This window comes from Limnohabitans sp. (assembly GCF_040400975.1).
GTDB lineage: Bacteria > Pseudomonadota > Gammaproteobacteria > Burkholderiales > Burkholderiaceae_C > Limnohabitans_A.
Genome location: NZ_JBBAPF010000130.1, coordinates 1 through 1,193, shown reverse-complemented (window position 1 = coordinate 1,193; position 1,193 = coordinate 1). Strand labels below are relative to the sequence as shown.

The following is a 1,193-nucleotide window of genomic DNA, read 5'->3' as shown; positions in this document are numbered from 1 at the left end:
GGTCATGCACACATGTGCATGTACATGTGTGTATATATATATATATACATATTGAGTTAGCGAGAAAGAGACATCTACATGAACCTGTATACATAGAGAGGCCTGTTCACAATTGTTGAGGTACGCATGTACATGCATATGTATATATATATATATGTACATAGTCGTCTGGAGCTTCACGTTCATAGCATGGCATGGCATGGCACTACGGCACTGACATTGGAATCGGACTTTGCACTGGCACCGGCACTGTCCTTGGCATGAGCATGAGCTTGAAAATTATTATCATCATCAGCATCAGCACCAGCACCAGCACCATAACCAGCGCAAGCATGAGCACTAGTATCATCATCATTATCAACAACATCAGCATCAGAATCAGGATCAGCATCAGCATAAACATCAGCATGAGCGCATGAACATGAGCCTCAGCGCACGAGCATGAACCTCAGCGCATGAGCGTGCCCATGAGCACGAGCGAGAGCATGGGGCATCGACACGAGTACGAGCTCGAGCATGAGCGCCAGCTCGAGTGCGAGCACGAGCGTGAGCATTTGCATCGCCCTCACATGACAAGCACCGAAGCGCATATGGAAGTCATTTCATGGATGCGTTGGTGCATCTAGTTGCAATGGCGTGTTTAGATAGATGCATGCGCCTAATGCTCATTACGTCGACCTTTCAGCTTTTGTTGCGTTCATGTGCGCATGTATGTTGCAGATGGTATCCAACAGTGAATAGGTAGAAGTCATTATCGTCCGAACGAGGGTTCTGCTTAGAACATACGCAGAGTACAACAACGCATGCAGTTGCACTGGTTGGTTGCTCGGCATTTGGAACAGATGCAGCTGGCCACTTGCACGCAATAGGGAGACTCTGTTCACTCCAACACGTGCTTGCTCGATGATGAGCGACAACACAGAAGCATGCCAATTGATGGCTGATGAAATCCTCCTGCCGCTTCCTTACGGAAGTTGACAGCTCTGACGACATAGTTGGTGCCTCCATGGTTTACCCTGATCAAACAGCCGCATAGCGGCACAACCCGTGGGTAATTCACCAGGGTTAGGAATATGCGAGGCAGAGCGAATCAAGGAGCCGTGCTGCACTTGCTCGCCACTCGTTTGGGACGCCACCGCGGTCGAATGTACACCACGAAGTCAAGGTGCGCGGTCTGCGGTGGGCTGCTCAGG

General features: G+C 49.8%; 2 protein-coding genes. One reads left to right on the top strand and one right to left on the bottom strand.

The window, feature by feature from the left end; genetic code table 11:
- Window positions 1-205: 205 nt before the first annotated feature.
- Window positions 206-397 carry a hypothetical protein gene (locus ABWQ00_RS16165; protein WP_353239683.1) on the bottom strand — a complete coding sequence of 64 codons (192 nt, stop codon included), beginning with the start codon at window positions 395-397 and terminating at the stop codon, window positions 206-208.
- A 70-nt stretch (window positions 398-467) separates the two neighbouring features.
- Between ABWQ00_RS16165 and ABWQ00_RS16160 the strand changes: the two genes are divergently transcribed.
- Complete coding sequence (locus ABWQ00_RS16160; protein WP_353239682.1) at window positions 468-626, top strand: hypothetical protein; 159 nt, start codon at window positions 468-470, stop codon at window positions 624-626.
- Window positions 627-1,193 lie beyond the last annotated feature (567 nt).

What these genes read in the sequence shown, in the direction of transcription:
- ABWQ00_RS16165 (WP_353239683.1), bottom strand. Translation starts at nt 397, where the DNA reads ATGCTGATGCTGATCCTGATTCTGATGCTGATGTTGTTGATAATGATG.
- ABWQ00_RS16160 (WP_353239682.1), top strand. Translation starts at nt 468, where the DNA reads ATGAGCACGAGCGAGAGCATGGGGCATCGACACGAGTACGAGCTCGAG.